Origin of the sequence: Streptococcus sp. E17BB (assembly GCF_041807725.1) — a bacterium.
In the GTDB taxonomy this organism is placed as follows: Bacteria; Bacillota; Bacilli; order Lactobacillales; family Streptococcaceae; genus Streptococcus; species Streptococcus entericus.
In genome coordinates, this window is record NZ_JBGTZC010000001.1 from 1 (window position 1) to 20,792 (window position 20,792).

General features: G+C 41.2%; 14 protein-coding genes. All 14 read right to left on the reverse strand.

Features of this window, described 5'->3' with window-relative positions:
* Positions 1-157 precede the first annotated feature (157 nt).
* Positions 158-1,765, reverse strand: a complete 1,608-nt coding sequence (locus tag ACERC7_RS00005) for a ribonuclease Y (RefSeq protein WP_373665760.1) — start codon at positions 1,763-1,765, stop codon at positions 158-160.
* A gap of 399 nt (positions 1,766-2,164) precedes the next feature.
* Positions 2,165-3,484, reverse strand: a complete 1,320-nt coding sequence (locus ACERC7_RS00010) for an ISLre2 family transposase (RefSeq protein ID WP_373665761.1) — start codon at positions 3,482-3,484, stop codon at positions 2,165-2,167.
* A 75-nt stretch (positions 3,485-3,559) separates the two neighbouring features.
* Entirely contained in the window at positions 3,560-5,449 is a 1,890-nt protein-coding gene (locus tag ACERC7_RS00015) for an SAG1250 family conjugative relaxase (RefSeq protein ID WP_373665762.1), read from the reverse strand.
* The gene (mobC, locus tag ACERC7_RS00020) at positions 5,436-5,804 is read right to left on the reverse strand and encodes a plasmid mobilization relaxosome protein MobC (protein ID WP_373665763.1); all 369 of its coding nucleotides are present in this window, start codon (positions 5,802-5,804) and stop codon (positions 5,436-5,438) included. The genes ACERC7_RS00015 and mobC overlap by 14 nt, the downstream gene beginning before the upstream one ends.
* Positions 5,801-6,151 (reverse strand): hypothetical protein, encoded by a 351-nt coding sequence (locus tag ACERC7_RS00025; RefSeq protein ID WP_373665764.1) that lies wholly within the window; start codon positions 6,149-6,151, stop codon positions 5,801-5,803. The genes mobC and ACERC7_RS00025 overlap by 4 nt, the downstream gene beginning before the upstream one ends.
* A 243-nt stretch (positions 6,152-6,394) precedes the next feature.
* On the reverse strand, positions 6,395-8,185 hold the full coding sequence (locus ACERC7_RS00030; RefSeq protein WP_373665765.1) for a type IA DNA topoisomerase: 1,791 nt from the start codon (positions 8,183-8,185) through the stop codon (positions 6,395-6,397).
* Positions 8,186-8,187: 2 nt separating this feature from the next.
* Positions 8,188-8,496, reverse strand: coding sequence for a hypothetical protein (locus ACERC7_RS00035; protein ID WP_373665766.1), 309 nt, complete (start codon positions 8,494-8,496; stop codon positions 8,188-8,190).
* A gap of 42 nt (positions 8,497-8,538) precedes the next feature.
* On the reverse strand, positions 8,539-9,396 hold the full coding sequence (locus ACERC7_RS00040; RefSeq protein ID WP_373665767.1) for a hypothetical protein: 858 nt from the start codon (positions 9,394-9,396) through the stop codon (positions 8,539-8,541).
* Between the two features lie 10 nt (positions 9,397-9,406).
* Entirely contained in the window at positions 9,407-9,595 is a 189-nt protein-coding gene (locus ACERC7_RS00045) for a hypothetical protein (RefSeq protein WP_373665768.1), read from the reverse strand.
* 143 nt (positions 9,596-9,738) lie between these two features.
* Entirely contained in the window at positions 9,739-11,148 is a 1,410-nt protein-coding gene (locus tag ACERC7_RS00050) for a DNA primase (RefSeq protein WP_373665769.1), read from the reverse strand.
* A 128-nt stretch (positions 11,149-11,276) separates the two neighbouring features.
* Positions 11,277-11,945, reverse strand: coding sequence for a peptidylprolyl isomerase (locus ACERC7_RS00055; RefSeq protein ID WP_373665770.1), 669 nt, complete (start codon positions 11,943-11,945; stop codon positions 11,277-11,279).
* 183 nt (positions 11,946-12,128) lie between these two features.
* Positions 12,129-12,710: a J domain-containing protein gene (locus ACERC7_RS00060; protein WP_373665771.1), complete on the reverse strand. Its 582-nt coding sequence runs from the start codon at positions 12,708-12,710 to the stop codon at positions 12,129-12,131.
* Between the two features lie 12 nt (positions 12,711-12,722).
* The gene (locus tag ACERC7_RS00065) at positions 12,723-13,025 is read right to left on the reverse strand and encodes a DUF5962 family protein (protein WP_373665772.1); all 303 of its coding nucleotides are present in this window, start codon (positions 13,023-13,025) and stop codon (positions 12,723-12,725) included.
* Positions 13,026-13,159: 134 nt separating this feature from the next.
* A complete protein-coding gene (locus ACERC7_RS00070; protein ID WP_373665773.1) occupies positions 13,160-20,788 on the reverse strand; it encodes a DEAD/DEAH box helicase family protein in 7,629 nt (2,542 codons plus the stop codon).
* Between the last annotated feature and the right edge of the window lie 4 nt (positions 20,789-20,792).

Consider the following 20,792-nt stretch of genomic DNA (forward strand, 5'->3'; position numbering starts at 1 on the left):
TGGTTTCAGAAACTTTGAAAAGACAAAACTCGCATTTTCATTGCCATAAACATAAAACGAGAGAAGACAAGAACTGTCCTCTCTCGGTGTTAAATTGGTCAACCCACTACAGTTGACAAAGAGCCGATAAAAAAGACCTCACGAGGTCTTTTTTTGACTATTTAGCGTAATCAATGGCGCGCAATTCACGAATAACCGTCACTTTGATATTGCCTGGGTAATCGAGATTGTCCTCAATCTTGCGACGAACCTTGTGGGCAAGAATCGTTACCTGATCATCAGATACTTTCTTTGGCTGCACCATGATCCGAATCTCACGCCCTGCTTGAAGGGCGAAGCTTGTCTGTACCCCATCAAAACTAGACGCAATCTCTTCCAAGTCACGGAGGCGCTTGATGTAGTTTTCGATAGACTCATTGCGGGCACCTGGTCGGGCTGAACTGAGGGCATCGGCTGCAGCAACAAGCACAGCAATGACACTCTCGGGCTCAACATCGCCGTGGTGACTGGCGATTGTATTAACAACCACAGGATGTTCCTTGTATTTGCGAGCAAATTCTGTACCGATTTCCACGTGGCTACCTTCCACCTCACGGTCAATGGCTTTGCCCATATCATGCAAGAAACCTGCACGACGCGCAAGGGCGACATTTTCACCCATTTCGCTGGCGAGAATTCCTGCTAGTTTACCAACCTCAATCGAATGACGGAGGACATTTTGCCCATAAGAGGTACGGAAATGCAAGCGTCCCATAATCTTAATCAAATCAGGGTGCAGGTTAGGGGCTCCAATCTCGTAAGCAGCTGCCTCACCATACTCGCGGATACGGTTATCGAGTTCCTGACGATTTTTTTCTACCAACTCCTCAATACGAGCTGGATGAATACGACCGTCCTTAATCAGCTGCTCCAGTGTAATCCGAGCAATTTCGCGACGAATGGGGTCAAAACCAGAGAGGACAACGACTTCAGGAGTGTCATCGATAATGATGTCAATCCCCGTCAAGCTCTCTAACGTTCTGATGTTACGTCCCTCACGACCGATAATCCGTCCCTTCATGTTATCATCTGGCAGATGAACCGTCGTGATGGTCTGCTCCGTCACGAACTCTCCAGCCAAGCGCTGCATCGCCTGCGCTAGCAATTCTTTGGCTATCTTGTCTGCGCGATCACGCACCTCACGCTCAGCCTCTCGAATACGAGTGGCAATGTCATGGGTCAATCCAGCTTCGGTATCTGCTAAAATGATGCTTTTTGCTTCATCCTGTGTTAAATTAGCAATTTTTTCAAGTTCTTGGGCTTTTTGCGCCTCTAATTCACCAATTTTTTGCTCACGCTCATCAATATGTCTAGAACGATCTGACAGGCTCTGCTCTTTGGCATCTAAAGCCTGTTCTTTACTGGAAAGATTCTCGTCTTTGCGGTCAAGAGTGACAGCACGATCGGTCAATCGAGCTTCCATTTGTTTCAACTCTTGGCGGTCTGATTTGAATTCTTCTACAATTTCTTCACGGTATCGTCTAGCCTCTTCTTTAGCCTCAATCAAGAGTTCCTTGGTCTTGGCCTTGCCTTCGCGCTCAGCTGTTTGTCTGATATGGTCTGCATCACGTTCTGCTTGACCACGCAAATTTACGGCTTCTTGCTCAGCATTCAAAAGAGTTAGCTCTGCCTTTTCTTTAGCCGACTTCAGTCGGGCGTTGATTAAAACATAGCCAATCACAAATCCGATGAGGGAAGCAACAATGGCAGGTATAATTGTCTCCATTATTTCACCTCAACATAAAATTAGATTTCATTACTGAAACCATTTACCAGTATAGCACAAAACTTGAAAATTCTCAATCTAAAAATGTAAACCGTCAGTGTCCCAGAGTTCCGAAACTGGAGTAAAAAATAAAATATCCAAGATTTAGAGGATTTTTGACCAAAAAAGACTGAAACTTGCTTGCTTCAGTCTTGACGATATTGTTTTTCTTGTGTTACAATACTGTTTGACTGACTAAGGCAAGCGTTCATTGTCTTAATCGGTGGCGTGGAGGGTCAGAGTTCCACGCCTTTTTTTTTTCGTTGATTTTGATAAAACTATTCTACCAAAAATCCTTACAAAGTGCAATCAGGACATGCTTAAAAAAGCCTAAAAATATAATTTTTTTGCCAATATAACTTATAATTTTTTTCTGCCATGATACTTCCCCTTCAGGTAATAATCTGATGAGGTTTTATCTTTAAGAAAATAGCTGACTGGAAGCGCCTCTAGTTCTCGGTAAGGCTCAAAAACCTCACGCCAATCACCAAAAAATAGCTCTTTCAGCTGATTCTCGTAGTTTAGCAAGATAAGCTTACTCATAGTTACCGCTCCTGTTTCTGACCAGTACTTTCCTTGTTTCTTCATACGATAGGTCAATTTACGGTGTTGGGTTTCCATAACACCAATTCCTGACTTAGGTAAACCTCTCAGATGAGGTGGCTTGGTGTAGGAAAAGTCTCGCAACAATCTTTGAGCGAATTTTCCGAACTCCTCCTGTTTAAGGACATCGTCGATTAAACTTTCTGCTGTATTCAAGGCAAGTCTGACGCTTGACTTATCATGCTGAGAGATACCTTGATAAACTAAATTTCTCAAGTCTTCAGAGAAAGTCTTGAAATAATGGTCAAGCAGAAGGTTAAGGTGGTATCTATCCCAGAAATGCTCATGTTTCTTGATACCTAGACTTTTGGCTAATTCCTTGAAAATATAGGGCGTATAGCCTGAACCATGATCAGAGTTCGAAACCAACAAGGTCTCTTCAGTAATCTCAAAGTGATTGTGAATGTAATCTTGCAATGTTTGTCTGACCTCTTGGTTATTATCCCCCACAAAGGTCTTTTTATTTTCCAAAACGAAACGGTCTTTTGATACCTGCTTACTGCCAGTATGCACCATGAAATGGCTCAACTCCATGTTCCCTGGCATTTGAGTGTTCTCGTCAATAACCTTAACCAGAACGCCATCCCCCTCAGTGTAGATAATGTCCGCCTTGATTTTCTCAACTTGATTAGCCTCCTCATAGAACCGATAGGCATCTCGCTCTTCCAACAGCTTCCCTGCCTCTTTCAGTGCCTTACAAACCAAGCTCTTGGTGATGGTGAGCTTATAGGTGGTTGCCATAATGTCCACCACCTTACGATAGGAGGTATAGGTCGCAATCCTTGCCACCTCATAGACTAGCTGTTTAGAATAACGGCTGTATTTTTCCAAACCAAGAAACTCATCTACTGGGATAACTGTTTGCCCATTCTTCGTCCAGCGATTACGATAGAATGTCACTTCTCCAAAAGTAAACAGCACCGTCCGTTTGTCTTTCTTGTTGAGCTTATAGCCTTGTCGAACCAATTTCTGCCTTGCCTCCTCATCATACTGGGCAATCTGTGCTAAAAATCGCTCCACGGTTTGTTTTTGGAAATCTAAAAATAAACTTGCTTCGTCAAATACCTTATTAACCATACTAGGTATTCTAAAGATTTTAGAAAGTCGTCGCAAGTTTATTTTTGTTTCACAAAAAATAAAAAATTTGTCAGCTTATAGATCCAACCCCTTGTTTCTGTCGGTCTGACGATTAACGTCAGCCTCTCCATTATACTTCCTGAGAAGTTCAATAAAGGTCTCCATTTGATGAATGGTGCTCTCGTAATCCTTAACAGCTTGTTCAAGTTCAATTTGCAATTCCAAGAGTTGCTCCTCCACCTGATCGTAAGTAAGATGAACCGACACATTCATCTTACTCAACTCTAAACGAGAACGCCGTTGAATATCCGTATCATCACTATCACAACCAGCTAATAGCTCAGAAACTTTATTCAAGGTTTCCAACTTCTGATTGATTTCTGATAGCCTCAATTCTTTTTGAGCAATCTGCTCAATCAAGTCAGACTTAATTTGAGTGTAAGACCTCTCCTTGACATTCAATCTCATCAATAAATTTATCTGATGGATTTTTTCTTTAAGGGTTTTCTCCGTCACATATTTTCGATGAGGAACTTTTTGTCGTTCACCGCTTAATTGCTTAATCATGGTTTTACCCATCACAAAACGATTAGCTTCTGAATTATCTCTATTATAGAGATAGTAATATTTTTTCTCATCCAGAAAAATCCGATACCGCTTCTCCAAATCCTCTGTCATATCAATTTCAAGATGGGTACTTGGGATAAACACTAGACCTTCCGAATCCAAACCGAACCAGACCTTGATGTAAAGACCGTCTTTCACCTCACGTTCAATTTGCCAGTCTTCTAGCTCAACCTCAAACAAATCTCGTTCTTCATCCACACTCTTTTGTTCCTCATACTGTTCAAAAATGTCTTCAGCAGGAATACTAACATCTTCCATTGCTTCAAATTCTTTGTACGCATCAATCAGTTCCTCAGGAGGCAATAAGGTTTGATTTTGAGAATTAACTTTGGAAAAATAGTCTTCAAAGTAAGCCAAGTCATAAGAAAATTTTTTGCTGAGCTGTTCAGAATTGATTGTCACCGAATCATCACCTGTCATCAAAACAAAATCAATTTTTTTAGTTTTTGTCTTGAGGGACAGTTTAAGCAAACTAGCTTTTTTTATCAAATCTTCAAAATTGTTGGAGTGCTTAAGTAAAAATTCTAGCCGTCTCTGGACGTCCTTTTTAGCAAAATAGATTTTGAAATAATCCTTATCATAAACTTCCTTCTTGTTAATTTTATCAGCACGAATAACTTTTTTCATGCCCCTATCTGTCATCAAATAAGTCGTATGCTTGCCAGAAAAATCAATTTTAATGTTCAATGCGATGGCATTTTTCAAAAAATCATCTAGGGTTTTAGAATGTCGCAAGAGAAAATTCAGTCTTTGTTTCAATTCATACTTGTGACTATTTTTCTTATACATCTGATAATCTGTGTAAGAAAATTTTTGCGGTTCAATAATTTTTGCACCTGCAATTTTGGATAAACGATCAGAAATTTGCCGTAAATCTCTATGACGTGTCTGATTCCAAACAAACTTTTTCTCTGACTGCAAGTCAATAGCATTTATCAAAATGTGATTGTGAATGTGATCTTGGTCAATATGGGTTGTCACGATAAAGCGAAAGTTTCCACCAGTAAATTCTTTGGCAGTCTCCCAACCAATTCGATTGATTTCTTCTGGTGTCAGATTGTCATCTGGCGAGAATGATTGAATAATGTGATGAGCATGTATGGGTCTATTTTTTTCAAACAAGCGATCATCTAGTCGGAAGTAACGCTCATCATTTATCTCAAAATTCCACTTATACAAATCCACATAGTCCTCATAAATTTTCCAATCCAACTGCCCCAGCATGCCAAAGTCAGACAAAAATTCTAGATTATTTGTTTTCTCAGGATTGAGAATATATTTGATTGCCTTTGTACGATAGTGTACACCATGAATTGGTTTATGTTTAATGACCACCATAGTTCGCTTTTACCTCCTCAATTTTTAATGCAATATCTTTGCTCATTTCGTTTGCTAACTCTTGAACAAAGCTCTCCAATTGAATAATCATTTGAGCATCAACTTGCTTATTTTGATTAGCTAATTTAGCTACTTGGTTGAGGTTATTGCCAATCCTTTTTAACTCTTTTGTCACCCTATCATAATCAGAAGTATCAACAGTTATAATAGGTAGCTGAGGGTAAAGTAACATTCTCCGAGCATAAGTGGAGAACTTTTTCATGCCAAAATTGCTCATATTCATTCTCAAAATATTATTCTCACCCTCATCAATGTAAAATTCTTTTTTGATACTTCTGCTCCGATTTACACTCATAACCATTTCTCCTTAAAATCTCCACTTAGTGGCAGAGTTCGTTCTGCCTCATGAAGTAAATCACGAAAACAAGCCATCACCTGTTCCATTTTGTAAGCATCAACTTGATTAGTTGCCTCAGCTAAGACCTGAATCCGATACAGACGCTCATTGATGTTCTCTAACTGACTAACTTGGTGAATTTTGTAAAAATTCTCAGCCAGCAGTGACAAGTCTGTTGCAGGCGGTTGATGTAATAATTTTTTTCGGATAAAATTCGAGAAATTGGTCTCACCTTGTAAAGTCATTTCATGTAGTAGCTGTTGTTCCTCTTCTAAATTCAATCGAAATGTTTTTTTGATATCCATGTCTCAGTTCCTTTCAGTTTTGGTGTCAGACATTGTCCGACAGATACCCTGTCCGACGTTGTCGGACAGAAATGGCGACAGCCATTTGTCTCTCTTTTGAGCTTTGCGAGCAGAGTTGTTGTCAGGACAACAACCGTTTTTTAATAGTCAGCAAAGGTCCGAACTCCGTTCATTTCCTCTGCTAACTCTTAAAAAATTCTTGGTGGCTACGCCCCCAAACCCCCAGATAAATCTCAGCTTGAATTATGAGCTGTTATCATTCTCATCTAAGCCTTGATGATTTTCTTGACGATTAACCTGTTCAATCTGCTTAGCAATCGCTAGCTTAACTTGAGACAGAAATTGTTCCGCCTTAATTTCTCCCCGACCGATTCTAACTAGAGTGTCTTCCCAAATTTTGGTTGTCTCCACATTAGTGTACATGATGTCAAACCGTTTTAGGAAAGTAATCAACTGTCGTCCTCGTTCAAGGGGAAAGAGCTGTCCAGTTTTTCTATCCTTGATCAAATACTTCCTGTCGTAAACGGTCTTGAGAATACCAGCTCGTGTAGCGGAAGTTCCTAGATTATATTTCTTCAAAATATTTGATAAGAGTTCTGCCTCCGTTAATCGCTTAGGTGGTTTTGTCTCATCTGACAGACAAAGTTTTCTAACAGACAGGAACTGACCAACAGATAAATCTTGTGGCAAATGCTTCTCTTGTTTTCTGCTTGGGACAAACTTTCGCCAACCTATTCTAACCAATTTTGTACCAGTCGTAGAAAACTCGTGACCTTTATTATCTAAAACAATCTTAGTTTTTTGGTAAGCATAATCCGCTTCAAACATCAAGAGCGTTCGTTTGGCAATTTCTTTGTAAAGAATAATTTCCTCCGCTGAAAAAGTATGCGAGGTCTGATTTAGAAAAATATCCGTTGGAATAATAGCATGGTGATCGCCACTTGCGTCATCATCAACATACAAAGTTGAGACCTTGTCCTTATGTTTTTCAAATCCAACCAGATCAATCCCTATAGCCAGCCTCTCCAGATAATCCTTATGATTAAGATATTCAAATTCAAAGCTGGTGATGGTTTTGAAATCAGTCCGTGGATAAGAGGTGACTTCTTTCAGATAAAGTCGTTGGGCAACCTCTAGCGTATAATCTGCCGACCATTGATAAAGTTTACTCATATGCGCTTGCAGGTCAGACAAATCAAATAATTCTGGTGCTGATTTTTCAACTAATTCAGAAATGATGTCAACAATCTGCCCCTGTTTAGCTAAGTGAGCGATAAAATTTTCTGCCTCTTTTTGACTAGAAAAAATCTCACGAGTGGTAAAGGTTAGCTCATTTTCCTGCTCCAAAAGTTGAACCTTGAAAAAAGGAATCGGTTGAAATCCTGCAATAGCAGCATCATTGTCAACCACCAAATTAACAATTGGTGTTTGAACACGACCAACCGACATAGGTTTATCTTGTTGAGCAATAACTCCGTAGCTCTTCATTTTTATGGTTGTAAAGGGACTGAGGTTATAGCCAACTAGCCAATCTGAAATCGTTCTGGCTTCTGCTTCATGATAGAGATTGACGGTCTGGTCGGCTGGTAAAAGTTGCTCAAAACTTTTTTGAATGCTCTTCTTAGATAATGATTTACACCACAGCCGCCATTTGATTTTAGAGACAGCTTTGGGAATTTTTTCTAAAATTCGATAAGCAATAGCCTCACCCTCTCGACCTGGGTCAGTACCAATGATGATGACATCTGCTTGACTGGCTTCACGCTTGATAGTGGTAAAAACATCTTTTTTGCCCTTTGCTACTTGGTAGGTGAACTCTTCTGGAAAAATGGGAAGATTGCTCAACTGCCAATTCTCATGTCGCTTGAGAGGATTTTCCAATTGGACAATATGCCCTACTGCACTCACTACCCTAACCAAACCATGATTAGGATGGTGAAATTGCCAAGTATCATCTTTCCAAGTCGCCTGCCCTAATGCTTGGGCATACTTTTTAGCTTGATCTGGTTTTTCTGCTAGTATGAGGGTTCTCATGGTTAACTGCCTCCTGTTCTTGTTAGACTCTCTGCCAGTAAAAGACTTCTAGCAATTTGAATTTCATCTTCCAATTTTTTCTCCTGTTTTTTAGCCTTTTGCTTGGCTTTCAAGACCTGTCCTTTAGTCCGTTGATTTGTTTTTTGAGGTGATTTGGAGTGTGCTTGTCGCTCTTTTAAGTTATTTAGATAGATCTCCAACTTCTCAACATCTGCTTCAACCAACTCTTCTAATAGGGGTCGAAGTCGTAAGTAAGGAAATTTTTTCCAATCGGTTTCTGGTGGAATCTCAACTAATTTCTTCTTAATCATGTTCTACTCCTTACGCAAAAACAGCTCCGCAGAGCTGCCCTTTTACTGTAGATACTCTCGCAATTCTTCAAAGAGAGCGTTAAACTGCTGTAATTTTTGGAATGTATCTTCTTGGGCTTGATACTCAAGCTCAAGGTTCTCATTTTCAATTTCTAGGCGTTTAGCCTGATCAATAATGGCTTGGTTATCCAAAATCTTTTGACGAATTTGCGCTTGCTCATCAGCGATTACTGCCAAATGCTTGAGGAGTTTTTCCTGATTGACAAGGTCAAGCAAGTTAGGGGCTTGGGTAACAGCTGGTGTTGTCTCTACTGGAGTAGATTGAACTGACTTCTGTTGGGTTGCAGGAATACCGAAAACAGCTTCCGCCTCAGCCTCAACCTCTTCGTCAGTCGGCGTGTGTGACACTACGCTAGAAGATTGTGGTTGCTGGGCTTCTTGATAAGCCTGTCCATAGTTAATCTCAGATTTTTCATTAGACGCTACAGAAACTGCCGTTGCAATTCGAGCACGTTCTTGGTCTGGAGTCAAGGGAGGTTCTGTTGATTTTTTCTCTTCCCAAACTTTGTTTCCATCAGTCATTTTATGTTTTCTTCCTTTCTGTTTTAAGCGATTGAATAGTTGGCGAAGCCTTTTCTTGAATCGATTGACTACGGTTTGAGACTTTACCTCAAATTCTGCCAAGATGGTTTCAGTATAGTCTGTATAACCTACTGAAATGATTTTTTCACGGATGAGTTGTCCGTCATTGTATTGCTTGATTTCTAACATCTGACCAGTCCTACCAGCTCTCATGTGGTGGTAATGCTCTTTTTCGACATGGCTGACCAGTTGAGAAAATGTATCTAAGGTAATCTCATCTACCTTACTCGATTGAAGTAGAGCAATTTGATAAGTCATCATTGACCTCCTAACTCATTGCTTCTAGGTAGTCGCTCAGGCTCATATCTGCCAGCTTGGCTTTTGCGGCCAGGCTCTCATGGACAGCACGATAATAGTTGTTCTCCATCTCATGTAGCTTGGCGGTTTCCTTTTCAATTAGTTCCCGCTGTTTAGCAATCTTCGTCGCTAGAGTTTTGTAATCATCTGTTTTTGCCATTTGAACTCTCCTCTCTATGGTTTACCTTTAATCTATCATGATTGGCAAAGAAACCCCAACTCAAGCAAAAACCACGCATAGATAATCCATGCGTGGCTATCAGTTATTTTCTGCTATAATTTCTAACAGAAAATGGAATAGTCTTACGCCTCTAAGGACGATGAGTGATTAAGTGCTGGTTTTATGAAATCCTTGGCATACTGTCTTAAAAACTCTTCTTTATCTGCTAACAACCCTCGAGCACTGGCGGCATCAATCATCTGAGCCTTGTCACCCTTATACTCGACGTACAGGCGAGTAATAGCCATCATTTCGTTGACAAAGTCACTTCTGACAGCATACTGATTATAGACCTCACCGTCATCATGGTGTGCTAATAAAAAAGCAAACTTTTGCCTATCTAAATCAGGCTGTTCAAACAATTTAGAAGCTTTGTCAGCATACTCATAGACTGTCTCTAAATCAAGGCTTGCTTCTTGTCTGCTCTCCTGTTGGGCTTGAGCAATGACAGTATTCAAGTCACGATGACTTGAATGAAAGAGTTGAGCAGATTTTTCTTGTTTTAAGATATCGTTCCAGTCGGATTTGGTTTGACCTGGTAATAGGGGAGGCAAATCCGACATTACTGGCAAGCCTTTTTCTTGCAACTTAGATAGAAATTTGTTTCCTGCCTCATCGTTGTCAACTGCAATCGTGATAAAATCAGGGTGTTCCTTGAAAAAAGGGGTTGTTTTTGCAATAGTTGATAGGGTCTGTTTCCACTTGGAACGTTCAACACTGTCAAGATAATCCTTTTGCCCTCTCATCTCCCCAATAAGTTCCAAAGCATAGCGACTAATGAGATTTTCTGAAAATCCCTCCATCGCTACTAGACGGACGTCAGACAGTTGAGATTGATTTAACTCATAGTAGCTCATCAAATCAATAGGGGCTTCAAAAAAGACGAGACGTCTGGGTTGACCAACAGCAACACTCATCCCTAAGGTACCATCGGAGTTCATCATGGTTTGCTTCAATCGCCCTCTGTCGTAAAGGTTCTTATTCTCTCGAATTCCCTGGAGAGAAGCCCCTTCCAATTTCCCTAGTCGATCCAAAAACTTAAAAACAATGACAGGCTCATAGTAGGCGTTAGTCTTTTTAACAGCCTCTGCAAGAACGCCATTCCGCTTAAAGAAGTCGATGGTCTCATCAGACAGCAGGCGTTCATCTCGCAAATAGATTCTAGCCTCTGAAATGTTAGGATTCTCATAAGGTTGGAGATGATAGCGAAAGGGTTCTCGCTTAACTTCTTTAAATTCAATCGGCTTAAACTCTCCATTTCCAAGATAAAAGAGTGCCTCATTAAGGGAGACATCCTTTATCAACTGGACAAAGTTGATGACATCTCCCTGAATGTCCCTTGAAAACCACTTGAAACTATTGGTATCCGCAAAAATACGTAAAGAATCATGGTCTTTATGTTCGTAAACAGAACCGCTGATTCTTTTCAAAGGTACACCCAAATCAGCAGCAACATCTAGGATTGATTTTCTCTTTAGTTCCTCAATACTCATTATCAAGTACCTCCTACCCCCTAAACTGGACTCGAACCAGAACCAGCTCCCCTGATGAGATGAGAGGGGAGAGCTGGAAAACCTATTAGGGGAAATAGCTAAGGTGAGAGCGCCCCACCTTACTTTGCTTATTCTGTTTTTTGCCCTATCTCAAGGCTGGGAATGAGACTGGACGAACTCCCACCTGATAGCCCTTGGTTCTCAAAATAGGTCACACCTCCATCTGACAAATCAGATAAGTTAAGCTGCCATGGCGTTATTTGACTAACCAAGAGTTTTCCCGAAGCAAGTGAATAGCTCAGTTTAAGTGTATCGGTCTCTCTGTGAGTGTTCTTAAATTGTTGACCATCGGTCACCTCTGATAGGTGAGTGAGGCTGTAACTAACCTCAACGATAGCTTCATTGGTTTGATGATTGATAAAGATAGTTGCCTCTTCAAAAACATAGTCAACAACAAATTCTTTATTGACTTGATTGACTGCTTTTTCTTGCTCAGTCAGTTCCTTGTTATAGGCGGATTCGGTCATAAAGGACTTGATGCGATGATTATTTTCTCCCAGTTTTTTCTTGGTGTAGTATTGAATCAGAAAGTCCTTGATATTCTGCTCAGATAAGGTCTTGTCTTGGTTTTCTTTAACCTTTTCTTCCAAAACACGACTGGCATTTTTTTCAGCCTCCTTGACGGCTTGGTGGTGAGTTATCTTGTTACCAAGCGTAAAGCCAATCATACCAACAAATCCTACTAACATAAGAGCACCTAAAAGAGCCATCAAGCGAATTTTAACTTTGTTATACATCCATCTACCTCGTTTTCTGTATGATAATCTCAGCTTATCATTAAAAAAAGCCATTGTCTGTCATTTCTCCAATCAGCAACTAGAAGTAGAAATGAAAAAACAAATAGTATTTATAACAGATTTTCTAACAGGTTATCCCATCTTTTGGGGAAGTAAAAAAAAGACCACTCAATCGAGTAGTCTTTATGGTTGATTGTCTATAAGATTATTATAGGCTTTCTGAATTTGTTTAAAAATGATGGTAGCATGTGGGTCTGGATTGAGATCTGGGTGGTACTTCTTAGACAGTTGGCGATAAGCTGACTTAATCTCCTCATCACTAGCCGAACGTTCCAAGCCTAAGAGTTCCAAATCCCGCAAGCGAAGGGCACTTGGTTGTTGGAAGCGTGGTGGTTCTTGTTGCGCTTCTTCTTGATAACTTCTATCGTTTGAATGAGTATTCTGCTTATCTTGATTCGGTTTGGTAATTCTTGTCCCCCTGTTTGACCAGAACCAGTAAGCTACGCCACCCAGAGTTACAAAAATAACATAAGCTGTCAAACCAACGGCTTCTATATCGCCCTTAGCTAGCTCTCCCAAGTAATAACTTGACTGGAAAATCATCATATACAGTGCACCGGCATAAAAGACCCCACAACCAATGAGAAACGAGATAGCTGCTATACGGAGAACTTTCCATAATACGGTCAATAATACTGCTGTTACAGCTCCCATAAAGGCTACCATAAGGAAGCCACCTAAAATATTCTCAATAACCACATTCATTTTATCACCCCTTTAATTATCAAACCTAAGAAACTTGAGGTAAGAAATCCCTTGTTCCTTATCCAAGAGATAAGTTTTCCCAACCTTGACCATATACTCCTCAAAGACATCAGACGGGAGGTCAGGGAATTCCCAGTCATAGTCTTCCTGGTGAATGATGTAATCTAACCGTCCCTGTAACTCTAGTATAGAGAACTGCATATCACCAGTTGCTTCTTCGTAGTCTTGTTTTAGAGCAAGATAAGCTTGATGGTCTTCCTGGTCTCGAAACCCTGTTCCTAACCACTCTTCTAACTGATATTTTACACTATCCATTGTCATTTGTCATTACCCCTTTTAGCTTTATATAAGACTATTATAGTCGATGACTATTATTCTGTCAATACCTTTAGAAAAATTTTTCAAAAAAATAAGAGATCTCTCAGCTTTGTACTGAAAGACCTCTTTAATTAAAGCTCCAATGATATTTGATGACTAACATCTTTAGGCTGTTGCCTGTCTACGTAATTCTGAATGGCTTCTTCAATAACTTCCACAGGCTTGCCCTGTTCAATCAAAGGAGCAAGCAAGTCATACTTCTCTTTCACACGCTGGTAATCTTCCATTGGGAAAGTCTTTTCTAGCGTTTCTCTAGCTGCTGCAGCATGAGTTTGGTAGTTGGCAATTATCTTATGAGCTTTCTCCTCCTCCTTGACGATACCATCAATAGTACTGTCAATCCGACGGATGGAAGTCACCGCTGATTCCAAATCCAAGGTTACAGGGTATTGATTAGCCCCAACTACCTGAAGGATGTAAGTAGGCTTCAGAAGGGTTTCTGAGAAGTCAAAAAGGGCGGATTTATTATCATTGGTCAAAGCCCTTAGCTCAAAGCCACGATAGATTCCAAGAGTTCTCAGCTCCTTTGTATCAGATTGATTATTGAGGAGTAACTCATGAAGAGCCTGCCCTGCTTCTTTCTTTTTGTCAAAGGTCTGCCCATCAAGGGTAATGGTAAAGTCAGCTCCCTTGCTGTTTTCTGCCTTGACCTTATCTACCTCAAAACCTGATAATTTCCGCTCCAAGGCTGGCAATTTGTCGTCCACCTGCTTAAGCGTCTCCCTTGCATTATCTTGATTGCGATTAAAGGCACGTTTTTGATTTTCCAGCAGGTTGAGCTGATTCTCCAGCTCCATTTTTTGCCTCAAGTAAGGGTTACCTGTGGCTAGAGCCTTGAAATCAGAAGCTGTCATCGTCTGCTCATCGATATCCTCGGCAGACCGCACGGGGTCTTTGGAAGTCATGATTTGGGTGATGTACTTGAGTTTCTTTTCTTGGGTTTCCCAGAGGAAGTTATCAAAGCTGCCTTTTGTGATGTAGTGGTAGATGTCTACCTCCTTGTTCTCGTTTCCTTGACGAATAAGACGACCATTTCGCTGGGTCAAATCTGACGGTCGCCAAGGCACATCTAAATGGTGAACAGCTTTCATCTTCCTCTGTACATTGAGACCTGTTCCCCCTTTTTCTGTCGATGCTAACAAGACCCGTACTTCTCCAGCGTTGACCTTACGAGAAAGGGTATTCTTTTTCTCGTCCGTATTAGCATCATGAACAAAGGCGATTTCTTGGGCTGGGATACCTCGTTCAATAAGGAGGTTTCTCAGCTCATTATAGACATCAAAGTTACCTAGGTTCGTTTTAGACTTTGGTGTCCCAATGTCTGAAAAAATCATTTGAGTAACCTTGCTCTCGTCACCCTCATAGTAGATCCGTTCCACATTATCCACCACCTGCAGGAGTTTGTTATTGTCGGACAGGTCATAGCTATCATCCAGCAACCGCATATCAATAGCCAGTTTTCGAGCTTCTGAGGTGATCCTTAGCATGTTGTCCTCAGTGGGTTCAACCTGTCCAGATTTAACAGCGTCTGACCGCTCAACCAGATTAGCCAGATAGTCCCTCTGACTCTCCGTTAGCTCACTCTCAACAGGGATAATTCGAGCTTCTGGGACAGGTAGATTGAGCATGTCTGAGGTTTGAATATCCGTTGTCTCCTTGTAAATTTTCATCAATTCTGGCAGGTTAGTGAATTTCTTGAAACGCTTCTTAGGCTGATATTTATCGCCTGTAGGAGACAATTCCATCGAGTTCTCTATTTGTCCAAATGCTCCAACCCAAGCGTCAAAGTTATCAACTTGGTAACGTTCCAGTACATCAGGTTGAACATAGTTCATCATGGTGTACATCTCACTAATGGAGTTGGATACAGGTGTCCCTGTCGCAAAAATAATTCCTGTATTGTCATGTTCAGACTGAATTTGACGAACCTTCATCTCCATGTCAATGTTTTTCTTGGAGGTCTTGTTGGTAATCCCTGCCACATTGCCCAAGTTTGTCACAGGGCGGATATTCTTAAAATGGTGGGCTTCATCGACAAAAAGACAGTCAATACCCAGATTTTCAAACTCAATAAAGCTATCTTGGTCAATCTCTTGGAGCTTTTGGAGCTGTTCTTTGAAACCTTTGATAGAAGTCTCAATCTGCTTGACAGTGTGACCATCGCCACCCTGTTCTTTACTCCGCTCCTTAATTTCACGCAGCTCACTGAGTTTGTCACAGATATAGGCTTGTTGCAATTCCTTGCTCATTGGAATCTTTTCAAACTGACTATCACCAATAACAATAGCATCGTAATCACCAGTAATAATCCTCGAGATGAACTGCTTGCGGTTTGACTTGATGAAGTCCTTTTTAGTGGTCACAAAGACATTTTTGGTTGGGAAGAATTTCATGATTTCCTGACCAAATTGGGCAGTTAAACTAGACGGTACAACATACAGAGGTTTATTGACCATACCCAGCTCTTTCATCTTGAAGCCCGCACCAAGCATGGTCAATGTCTTACCAGAACCCACCTCATGAGCCAACAAAGCACGTCGTTCTTCTACAATCCGCTGAATAGCATTTTTCTGGTGAGGGCGTAAGCTAATGTTTTGGGCTAAACCATCAATAACCAAATGACTACCATCATATTCTCTGGTTACCGTCCGATTATAAAGGTTATTGTAAGCGTCCTCCATGACCTGCTGAATCTCTGGAGACTTGTCTACAAAGGCTCTAAAAAGGTCTTGAAGCTCTGCTTCCTTGGCTCGCAACTCGGCTGTCTTTTCAACGTCCATGACCTGTTTTTCTTTACCCTCTTCAACAACTTTCTTGGTAATAATAGCTTGATTAGCATTAAGTAAGTTTAAGAAGATGTGACGACCTCGGTTATGGCGGCTATCAGCTACTCCTAGCTGAATATCTTGAGAAGATGAATAGCTCAATCCTCCTGACACGTATTCCATTTTATGGTCAATAGGGTTGGTCTTCAAAACGTGGTCTAAGCGAGTATCCGAAAAATTTTCTATCGGTCTGTTTACAAAGGTCTGCTGGGCAAAATAGGCATAAATCCTATCAGGAATCCAGCGTGAACCAATTTTGTAGTCAATGTCTGTCAATCCAATCCGCTCAGGACGGATTTCCTCCAACATCTCTTTATACCGTGACCAGTTATGCGATGTATCACCCTCAAGGATTTTAGCTTCAACCTCCTCAAGACGAGTAACCACATCACCAGACAGAAAGGCGTTTTTTGGTAGATAGGCTAAAGGTTTTTGGTTGATGAGGTTTGGATTAGGAATAATCTCCTCACCTAATTCATCAATTAGGTCTAGTTCTGTTTTACCCTTATAGAGGCTCATCATAAAGTCAAAATCAACGCCTCGCCCTTCTGCCACACTGATGTTTAAGGCATCCTTAGCTGTTGTCACTTCATTAAAGATCCGTTCTGGACGAATGAGTGGTCTCTCAAAAGCTAGGGACTTTTTGTAAGCTACTTTCTTGCTCATATCATCAATGTACTCGTCTTCAAGACTGGCCAGCAAAGAGTAACGGTCATCACTGTCAAAAAGATTACGGTTTACCGTGCTGTTCAGGTAGCCATGCTTTTTAACAAAGTCATCGTAGGCCTTGTTTAGCTTGGTTAAGATTTGCTCAAAATCAAACTGATCGTAGTTAGAATGTCGTTGCAGGTCAATCAAGGCTTGGTAGGTATCACGCAGGTCAACCATCCCCTTGATACGACTAACCTCCTTATCGGTTAGAGGAGTCTCAAAGAACACCGTCTTTTTGTAATACCCTTTATTTTTCCCTCGTTGGGCAGGTTCGTCGGACTGGTAAATATCCAGAGCAGTCTCGTCCGTTATACCCAACTGCTGATACTGCTCAACAAGGCGTTTTGACGGATTGTCTGCCCAATCCTGAAAAGTTCCCTCTTCATCGACATAGTAGGAAATGTCCTCAACCCTCGTTCCAACACGAATAGAGGTATTGCCACGGTAATAGACAGTATCGCCAACATAGGCAAAGGAATAGAGCCTCATGTCTTCAGATAAACCTTGTGGAATCTCCTGCTTAACGGCTATCGGTTGTTCCAAGGTAGCTAAAGGAGCAAAAATATCAAAGGCTGGAAGAGTTTGATTAAGTGCAGTCTTCAAATCTTCTAAAAAATCGTCGCTCGTTTGGCGAACAGCTAGCGTGCCGCCGTTAAAGTTTTTGACCTCAAACTCACCTAGGACAAAAGAATTGTCTGCTGGGTCAACTCGCCCAAAGAAAGGGTTAATCCATACTCTATTATCGTTTGGTAACTGCATTGACCCACCAAAGGCAAGGGCATTGAACTGACTAATTGGTCGAACCTGTTTCCTCTCGTCTTTTTGGAAATAGAGGATATCCGTTGTGACACTTGTTCCTGCGATTTTCCTGAAAGCAGTGTCTGGCAAACGGACGCCTCCCAAAAATTGAGTGGTCGGTTCAATATCCCTTAAAACGTTACCTGTCCTCTTATCCATTGTTCCTGTCGATGAGATGATAGAGAGCTGACCACCGTCTCGCAGTAAATCCATAGACTTTTTAACAAAATAATCGTGGATAACATAGGGCTTATCGTAACGAGTATCTGCAACCCGCACATTAGCAAATGGAATATTTGAGATGATCAAGTCAAAGCTCCCACTAGTAAACTGGGTTTCCTCAAATCCCTTGACCTGTATCTTAGCGCTGGGTTGGAGTTGTTGAGCAATCGCACCAGTAATAGGATCAAGCTCAACACCGTAAAACTCACAATTTTCTCGAATCTCCTTGGGCATGGCTGCAAAGAAATTTCCTGTCCCCATTGATGGGTCTAAAATACGTCCACCCTTGAAACCATCCGCAACAAGTTTCTGATACATTTCTCTGATAATAGCTGGGTCAGTGTAGTAGGCTGTTAGGCTACTTTCTTTCATTGCATCGTATTCTGACGGGCTAATCAGATTTTTGAGTTCCGCTCGCTCACTCGCAAACTTGGTATCGTAAGGATTAAAGAAACTGTTGGCCAGGCCTCCCCAGCCAACATACTTGGCTAACACTTCTTGTTCTGCTGGGTTGGCTTGTCGTCTTTCGTCCTCTAATTCTTTCAGCAAACGAATGGCTGCGAGGTTAGCTTCCACCTTAGCCCGTGTCCCTTTAGGGTAAAAATCGGTCAAATCCTCTGGGAAACTGAAGTCTTGTCTCTGAACCGATGGTGTAATAATCTTCGGTAAGGGAAACTGTTCAACAACTTCTGAGAAGTTTTCTCTCAATTCATAACGAGCCACAACAGCCTCCAGATGTTTGTCATAAGCTTCTACAATCACTGGCCATTGGGAATTAAGAACTGCTTCAAGTTGCTCAAGTTTTTCTAGGCGTCCTGACATCGTACCGTCCGCCTGTTCGTCCAACCATTGGTTAATACTATCCTCGTCAATAGAAGCACCATTTAAAGCTAGGTAACCACTCGCCCCCGAGTTGTCGCTATCCTCAATAGAAAGTCCCTCAAGCTTAAAAGAAAAATCTGGCAAGGTCTTGTGGAACTCGTCAATCATCTCTTGACTAGCTCCCATCTCTTGCAGACTTTCCCAATGCCAAAGGTAATAGCTATCAAAGGCAGTCATTGTCACTATACGGTCATCCAAAATTTTTTCTATAAACTCAGTAGCTGTTTCAGCAGGAGACGATGGCAGAATAACGCCTCCACGCAAGTCATCTGGTTCAGACAAAGTCACCGAATCGGTTACGTACTGACCAGTGGACAGCTCCTTTCGAGCTACATCAATCAATTTTTCCTGTTCCAATAACGGATAAGGCGACGTCACATAGCCAACATAACTCTCTATTATCGGAAAACGTTCGATGAAACGGGCAAACTGACTGGCGTAATCATAAGCAGATTGAAGATTAGCAAAATGTGTCTCTAGCTGATTATCGCCTATTGCTTCTTTCAGTAAGGCTATGATATCTGGTGAAAAATCATGTTCAGACAAACGTGAATCTCCAAACTCAGACATTGACATTGACCGACCATCTTCAGTTTGGAAAACCATGCCAGGAAACTCATAGTGCTCAATCTTTTGTAAGTAGGGGTTGAAGTCGCCTTGAGCAAACCCCATATCAACACGAGTACGAATAACATACTCTTCCCCTTGTTTGTTTTCAAAATTAAAATTCAGCCAAGTTTTATCATACCAATGGCGTTTCTCTCCAGTCTCCAAGTATTGCTCGATAAAGCTGTCAACTGCCTTCTTATCACGTTCAAAAAGACCCGTCAGATAGTTTTGAAGGTCTTGGAAATTCATGAATACTTTGCCAGCTTCACCTCCCGCTTCAGAAAATTCAAAGGTCACCGACTTTAAGTCATAAAAAGGGTCTTCTTCAACTGCTGTAACAAGCTCCTGTTTCTGCTCGTTTTGTTCATCTAGTTTTTTACGTTCGTATGCTTTGTCTGCTAAATATTCAGCGTAAAATTCTGAGGTCTTATCCAAATACCCGTACTCATCAGCTTGTGTGATGACCGCCTCTAAACTGCCAAATTGATCAAACCAATCATAGAAACGAGACCAAGCTAGCTCAGAACTCTCTGGCGGGGTCGTTCCAAGGTAACGTGGTTGCCCAACGTGGTATGCCGCCTCCAGAACTGCTGTAAACATATGCGGAGATAGATTGTCCAATCTCAACTTATGACGTAAAGCCTCAGCTGAATCAAAGACTTCAACTGTACTATCTGTTATAGCTCCTCGAACTCTTGAAATCGGCAACTGGAACTGTTCGGTTTCTCTGTCATAGCCAATCTCCCCTGTTCGGTAATGACTAACAATCGGGGCAAACCCTCCCTTTTCCAACAAATAACGAGACCCTACTGGAAACTCCTCACGTAGCTTATCCAGTTCATCGTTAATTCGGTCAACTGACTTATCGATCTCAGCAAGTTGTTCTGCCAAGCGAACCTGTCTCTCTTGTTCGGAGACATAGGTACTCACCGCTTGGATGATGTCATATTTAACCAAGAAAGGTAACTGTTGGTAGCTATTTTCATAACTGATTGACTTACCAGATTGACCAGTTGCCAAAAAAGCCACTCGTTGCCCTTTGAAATAAGCTTCAAAGCCCGCCTCTCCTTTGTAGAACTCAACTCCTTGTTCTGAAGTAGCGTAATGCTCCAAGATGGGTGACACTGGTTCATCTTGCTGGGCAGTAGCCTCTCCCAGCTGTCGCTCCTGCTCCAGGTAAGCCTGAAAATCTAATCTGATACGATTAGACAAGTTGGCGGCTACCTTGGTAATGTTAATGAAATTCCTTCCTTCAATCGGACCTAAAAAATGATCTATCTTGATACCTCTATAGCTCCCCTGTTCATCTAAAAGCTGATAATGAACCCCTAGATAATACTTAGCCAAATTTATGACCATACTCTTTTCGAACTCATTGAGAGTATTCATCTTTTGTAAGCCATTTTGACCAAACAAGGACACGTAGGAGGGCAAGTCCTGAGCCGTGATCTGTTCTTGTGTTTTGATAAATTCAGCAAATTTACCCTCATCAAGTGTACCAATAAATGGAGCAATTCTATTAGCATTAGCGAAACTGGCTAATACATCAGCCCACTTTAGGTCAATGTGTTGGGCTTGGTGAATTAGAATGTTTTTTCTTAGGGGCAAATCATTAGGTTCATTCCTTTTTAATCTTTCCTGTAATTGTTCCATATCC